Source organism: Serratia sp. CY43202, from assembly GCF_052168755.1.
GTDB lineage: Bacteria > Pseudomonadota > Gammaproteobacteria > Enterobacterales > Enterobacteriaceae > Serratia > Serratia bockelmannii.
The window spans coordinates 1-5,412 of the sequence record NZ_JBJNMB010000018.1; the positions used below are offsets into that span (position 1 = coordinate 1).

The window sequence follows — 5,412 nt, forward strand, 5'->3', positions numbered from 1 at the left end:
TCTGGCGCGTTATCGATCTGGTCGAAAGCACGTGCAGAACCGCCGTAGGTTTTAGCCAGAACGGTGGTGATCGCTGCAGTCAGGGTAGTTTTACCGTGGTCAACGTGGCCGATAGTACCGACGTTAACGTGCGGTTTTGTACGTTCAAACTTTTCTTTAGACATCGATTGTCCCTCTAAGACACGGATAAATCGGTGGTATCACCACATCAACCAAGCATTTGCTCGTTGAATCCAGAACAGAAAGAAAATCAGGGGGCGAGAAATTAAGAAGTGGTGCTGATAGGCAGATTCGAACTGCCGACCTCACCCTTACCAAGGGTGCGCTCTACCAACTGAGCTATATCAGCACATCTTGGAGCGGGCAGTGGGAATCGAACCCACATCATCAGCTTGGAAGGCTGAGGTAATAGCCATTATACGATGCCCGCATCCTGGAACTCGGCTACCTGATTTTTCTGTAGAATTTTGGGATGGAGCAGGACTATTCATCACTCGCTTCGCATCCTTCGGGCCGGCTGCGCCTTGCGCTGCACAGCTCGAACCTTGCCGAAGGCTTTCGCCCTCTCCTCCCGCCATCAACCGCTGCGGTATTTATCGCATCTCAGTTAATCGCCGAAGGCAAGATTTGGTGGTGGGGGAAGGATTCGAACCTTCGAAGTCTGTGACGGCAGATTTACAGTCTGCTCCCTTTGGCCGCTCGGGAACCCCACCAGATTTTAACTACTTGTGACTTGAATGGTGCCGGCTACCGGAATCGAACTGGTGACCTACTGATTACAAGTCAGTTGCTCTACCTACTGAGCTAAGCCGGCATCAAGTGCAGCGCATTCTAGGTAGAGCGGACGGCCTATGCAACAAAAAAATTGCTTTACGCGCACTTTCGCTCACAAATCAGTCAATTTTGCATGCTGTCATGCAATTCGCAGCCTGCGGCGTGCAAACATTCATCACTTGCTGCAATCATTCTCTACAATTTTATCCACTTTTTGCAAGCATTGAGAGCCCCTTTCTCCGTGTCGGCTTCTCAAAACACGTAACCTGCGTCGGTAAACCGTGAGCGGGATCGATGCACCAAAAAGAGGATCGCTGCCCAGGTTCGTGGCGTGAACTACACTTATTGCTCGCTCTTTCGCCGTGGCTATGCCTTTCGTCGTTCTGGCGCAGTTATTGCTTATCTTCATTACCCCCATCTCTGGAGGAATGACCGATGAAAATAGTGCCTATCAACGCCGCTACGCTCCCGATTTATCGCGATGAATTGGCTCGCCTGTTGACCGATGCGGTCACCCACGGTGCTTCAGTGGGCTACGACACCTTAATCCCGCATGAAGACGCCGAGAGTTACTTCCACAGCCTGCGTCCCGCCTTGGCCAAAAGCGAGCTGCTATTGTGGATTGCCCGCGACGAACGCGGCGTCGTTGGCACCGTGCAACTCGAGCTCTGCCAGAAACCGAATGGCCGTAATCGTGCGGAGGTGGTGAAGCTATTGGTGCATAGCCGCGCTCGCCGCAACGGCGTAGGTCTGGCGCTGATGAAGACGTTGGAGCAGGCGGCACTGCAACAGCAGCGCGGGCTATTGTACCTGGATACGCAGGCTGGCTCAGCGGCTGAAGCGCTTTATCGTAGCCTGGGTTATCGCTGTTTGGGCGAGCTACCGGATTATGCAGCGGGCCCCGATGGGCATTATCATCCGACCGTCATTTATTACAAACGTCTATTCACCGTAAACCAACCTTCGCGCGCCATTGCCTGCTAGCCTTCAGGCGGTATCCGGCCCCGATGATACCGCCTTGCAACCCCGCCTTATCAACTGCGCGCCGCTTCGCACAATTGACATAAACTGCTGCCTATCGACAACTTTTGCGAAAAAAGTCTACGCCAAAAACGAAGCTGTCTATAATATGCAGCTTGTTTATTCTCTGGAGTTGGCGTCCGGCGCCTTTCCCAACCTGCGTTAACAGGCAGAATTTGGCTTATGATAAAAAGAGATCAATCTTTAGCAACGCCTTACCTACAGTTCGATCGTACCCAATGGGCTGCGTTGCGAGATTCGGTGCCGCTGACGTTATCGGAAGAAGAGATCGTTAAGCTGAAAGGGATTAACGAAGATCTCTCGTTGGAAGAAGTTGCGCAGATTTATCTGCCGCTGTCACGACTATTGAACTTCTATATCAGTTCCAACCTGCGCCGACAGGCGGTGCTCGAGCAATTCCTCGGCACCGACGGGCAAAAAATTCCCTATGTCATCGGCATCGCCGGCAGCGTAGCCGTAGGTAAGAGCACGACCGCACGTCTGTTGCAGGCGTTGCTGAGCCGCTGGCCGGAACACCGCAGCGTTGAGTTGATCACGACCGACGGCTTCTTGCATCCTAATAAGGTGCTGAACGAACGCGGCCTGATGAAGAAAAAAGGCTTCCCGCAGTCTTACGATATGCATAGCCTGGTGAAATTCGTGTCAGAAGTGAAATCCGGCGCCAAACGCGTTACCGCTCCGGTTTATTCTCATTTAATCTATGACGTTGTACCTGAGGGTAATAAAGTCATCGAGCAACCGGATATTCTGATCCTGGAAGGGCTTAACGTATTGCAAAGCGGTATGGATTACCCGCACGATCCTCATCGCGTATTCGTTTCCGATTTTGTCGACTTCTCCATATATGTCGATGCCCCGGAGACGCTATTGCAAAGCTGGTATATCAATCGTTTCCTGAAATTCCGTCAGGGCGCATTTTCCAATCCCGATTCTTATTTCCATAACTATTCAAAATTGCCGGAACCGGAAGCGATTAATATCGCTACACAATTGTGGAATGAAATTAACGGCTTGAATTTGCAGCAGAATATACTACCTACCCGCGAACGCGCCAGCCTGATCATGACCAAAAGCGCCAACCATGCCGTTGAAAGCGTGCGCTTAAGAAAGTAAGACTACCGATCGCTCAAGGGGACGGTAACGTCCCCTTGGTTGCGCTCGCTATTCTGCACTGCGCAGCGATATCTCTCCGCCGATAAAGGGTTTGATCTCCCCATCTTGTTCCAGCAGCAGTGCCCCCTGCGAATCGATGCCTCGTGCGATCCCTACAATCTGCCGCTCACCAATCAGCAGTTTGACCGGTCTGTCGATAAAATTATCCAACGTGCGCCAACGACCAATGAATGGCCCCAGCCCATCTATCTCGAATTGTTTTAACGACTGCCGCAATTCATTGAGCAAAGTAGCAGTCAGCTCATTACGATCGATGTTAATGCCGGCTTCTTGCAGGTTGATCCAACCTTGGTTGATCCCCCCGGCATTGGTATCCCGCATCGCCAAATTAATGCCAGCACCGATGACCAACTGAGCCGCATCGCCAGTTTTTCCTGTCAACTCGACCAGGATCCCTGCCAATTTGCGATCATTCAGGTAGAGGTCGTTGGGCCATTTTACTCGCACGTCTTTAGCACCAAGGCGCTGTAAGACCTCCGCCATCACCATGCCGATCACCAGGCTCAGCCCCATCGCCGCAGCTGGCCCCTGTTCCAATCGCCAAAACATCGACAGGTATAAATTGGCGCCAAACGGCGAAATCCACTGGCGCCCACGACGACCGCGGCCAGCCAGTTGATACTCAGCGATGCAGGCGTCGCCAGATTGTAGTGTTTCGATACGATCCAGCAAATATTGATTGGTAGAGTCGACTACCGGCAACACGGTAACGCGTTTGTCGTCCAACCCTTTTAGAATGCGTTCCGCCTCCAATAGCGGCATGGGGGCAGGCAAGCTGTACCCTTTGCCAGGCACGGTAAAGACATCCAGCCCCCACTCGCGAATGGTTTGAATATGCTTATTGATCGCAGCACGGCTCATGCCGAGTGACTCACCGAGGTGTTCCCCGGAATGGAATTCGCCGTCGGCCAACAACGCGATCAGTTTTAACGGAACCTTGGTATCTTTCATGACAGCACCGCCACGGCATTCAGCTCACCGGTCGCGCCAATAAAGCGCACCTCAGGCTCCAACCACACACCGAATTTATCGGCCACCGTCTTGCGTACGTGGCGCGCCAGCGCCACCACATCCTGGCTGTGGGCATTGTCGATGTTCACCAGCACCAGCGCCTGCTGGCGGTGTACCGCAGCACCACCGATGCGATATCCTTTCAGCTCGCATTGGTCGATAAGCCAGCCGGCGGCCAGCTTCACCTGACCATCCTGCTGCGGATAATGCGGCATGCCAGGATATTTGGCGACGAGTTCTGCGGCTTTCTCTGCGTTCACCAAAGGATTCTTGAAGAAGCTGCCGGCATTGCCGGTTTCGCGCGGATCGGGCAGCTTGCTGCGACGCATAGCACATACGGATTCAAATACCTGAAGCGGCGTCACCGTGGTGGGCTCCAGCTTGGCCAGATCGCCGTAACTCAATTTGGGTTGCCACTGTTTGTTGAGACGCAGACCCAGCCCGACAATGACATGCCCAGTTTGGAAACGGTGCTTGAAAATGCTTTCCCGGTAGCCAAAACCACACTCGGCAGCCGGGATGCGATCGATAGCGCCGGTAGAGAAGTCCAGCAAATCGACATACTCGCAGACGTCTTTCAATTCGACGCCGTAGGCGCCGATGTTCTGAATAGGGGCGGAACCGGCCAATCCAGGGATCAACGCCAGGTTTTCCAGGCCGCAGATCCCAGCCTGCAGCGTATATTGCACCAGGTCATGCCAATTTTCACCGGAGCTGACGTGGAGATACCAGGCATCGTTATCTTCTCGAACATCGATACCCTTCAACTGATTGACCATTACCGTGCCCGAGAAATCCTCCAGGAACAGCACGTTGCTACCTTCACCGAGAATCAGCAGCGGCTCCTGACGCTTGCGCGTTTGTTGCCACACCTTGAGCATCAGCTCAATTCTATCGGCCATGATCAGGTGCGCTGCGTTGACCGGGAGCGCAAACGTATTGTGGTTTTTTAAAGACGCGCTTTCAGTAGACATAACGTTCAGTACCTATACGGAAATAATCTTTCGCCTAGTCTACTCGATTCGAGGCGTCTGGCTAATATTTGTTTTAATTAACGTGAAATTTATCGAATAATACACTAAAGAATTAAGATTTATCTTTGATATAGCCAGATATTTCTTATCAACACATTAATAAATAGGCATTTTTATTATTTAAATAATAATCTGAAGCTATCAATTATATATTAATCTGGCTATTTCTCCGGCAAAAAAACATTATGATTCCTTATAAGAATAAGCTACATATGCCAAAAAGGTATTTTTCAAATTAATAGATACAGCCAGTATATTTATTTTACGCATAGCAAAAAGCCCTGAACGTCAGTTCAGGGCTTTCGGCTTTATTTGATGCCTGGCAGTGTCCTACTCTCGCATGGGGAGACCCCACACTACCATCGGCGCTACGGCGTTT

General features: G+C 51.6%; 5 protein-coding genes, 4 tRNA genes and 1 other RNA gene. 2 read left to right on the forward strand and 8 right to left on the reverse strand.

Going from position 1 to position 5,412, the window contains the following annotated elements; translation table 11 throughout:
* The 6 genes from ACJ8J5_RS24570 to ACJ8J5_RS24595 form a co-directional block, all read right to left on the reverse strand.
* A partial coding sequence (locus tag ACJ8J5_RS24570) for a GTP-binding protein (RefSeq protein ID WP_023158627.1) occupies positions 1 to 164 on the reverse strand: 164 nt, incomplete at its 3' end.
* Positions 165 to 273: 109 nt separating this feature from the next.
* Positions 274 to 349 (reverse strand) — tRNA-Thr (locus ACJ8J5_RS24575).
* 6 nt (positions 350 to 355) lie between these two features.
* Positions 356 to 430: transfer RNA gene (locus ACJ8J5_RS24580), tRNA-Gly, on the reverse strand.
* 36 nt (positions 431 to 466) lie between these two features.
* Positions 467 to 582, reverse strand: a non-coding RNA gene (locus ACJ8J5_RS24585) — RtT sRNA.
* A 46-nt stretch (positions 583 to 628) separates the two neighbouring features.
* Positions 629 to 713: transfer RNA gene (locus ACJ8J5_RS24590), tRNA-Tyr, on the reverse strand.
* Positions 714 to 738: 25 nt separating this feature from the next.
* Positions 739 to 814: transfer RNA gene (locus tag ACJ8J5_RS24595), tRNA-Thr, on the reverse strand.
* Between the two features lie 395 nt (positions 815 to 1,209).
* On the opposite strand from ACJ8J5_RS24595, the gene ACJ8J5_RS24600 reads away from it, so the two are divergent.
* The gene (locus ACJ8J5_RS24600; protein WP_025304937.1) at positions 1,210 to 1,758 is read left to right on the forward strand and encodes a GNAT family N-acetyltransferase; all 549 of its coding nucleotides are present in this window, start codon (positions 1,210 to 1,212) and stop codon (positions 1,756 to 1,758) included.
* Between the two features lie 219 nt (positions 1,759 to 1,977).
* A complete protein-coding gene (gene coaA / locus ACJ8J5_RS24605) occupies positions 1,978 to 2,928 on the forward strand; it encodes a type I pantothenate kinase (RefSeq protein ID WP_025304936.1) in 951 nt (316 codons plus the stop codon).
* A 48-nt stretch (positions 2,929 to 2,976) separates the two neighbouring features.
* On the opposite strand, the gene birA is transcribed toward coaA, so the two are convergent.
* The gene (gene birA, locus ACJ8J5_RS24610) at positions 2,977 to 3,939 is read right to left on the reverse strand and encodes a bifunctional biotin--[acetyl-CoA-carboxylase] ligase/biotin operon repressor BirA (protein WP_025304935.1); all 963 of its coding nucleotides are present in this window, start codon (positions 3,937 to 3,939) and stop codon (positions 2,977 to 2,979) included.
* Positions 3,936 to 4,973, reverse strand: coding sequence for a UDP-N-acetylmuramate dehydrogenase (gene murB, locus ACJ8J5_RS24615; RefSeq protein WP_025304934.1), 1,038 nt, complete (start codon positions 4,971 to 4,973; stop codon positions 3,936 to 3,938). Before murB ends, birA begins: the two co-directional genes overlap by 4 nt.
* Positions 4,974 to 5,412 lie beyond the last annotated feature (439 nt).

Bases quoted from the DNA above. Each gene is read 5' to 3' on its own strand.
- ACJ8J5_RS24600 (WP_025304937.1), top strand. From the start codon at position 1,210: ATGAAAATAGTGCCTATCAACGCCGCTACGCTCCCGATTTATCGCGAT.
- coaA (WP_025304936.1), top strand. From the start codon at position 1,978: ATGATAAAAAGAGATCAATCTTTAGCAACGCCTTACCTACAGTTCGAT.
- birA (WP_025304935.1), bottom strand. From the start codon at position 3,939: ATGAAAGATACCAAGGTTCCGTTAAAACTGATCGCGTTGTTGGCCGAC.
- murB (WP_025304934.1), bottom strand. From the start codon at position 4,973: ATGTCTACTGAAAGCGCGTCTTTAAAAAACCACAATACGTTTGCGCTC.